The following is a 203-nucleotide window of genomic DNA, read 5'->3' as shown; positions in this document are numbered from 1 at the left end:
AACCAAACCGTGGAAGTATTTACCCAGCAAGAATTTGCAGTGGAGGTTACCGATATTTTTGGTTGTACAAATCAAGCGACAGACTACATCCTTCGTGTAGATGCTACCAAATACTCCCTGGATGTTCCCGATGCTTTTTCACCCAATGGAGATGGCATTAACGATGAGATTTATCCGCAAGGATGGGGAGTGGAGTCCTACGA

The 203-nt window shown here is 44.8% G+C and carries 1 protein-coding gene; it reads left to right on the top strand.

Annotation, left to right across the window (positions count from 1 at the left end; all coding sequences use genetic code 11):
- Positions 1–9: 9 nt before the first annotated feature.
- Positions 10–203 (top strand): hypothetical protein (locus FRX97_RS12195; protein WP_147015496.1); only part of this gene is annotated, 194 nt, incomplete at its 3' end.

Origin of the sequence: Luteibaculum oceani (assembly GCF_007995015.1) — a bacterium.
Taxonomy (GTDB): Bacteria; Bacteroidota; Bacteroidia; order Flavobacteriales_D; family Luteibaculaceae; genus Luteibaculum; species Luteibaculum oceani.
This window is presented reverse-complemented; position numbering and strand designations above follow the sequence as displayed.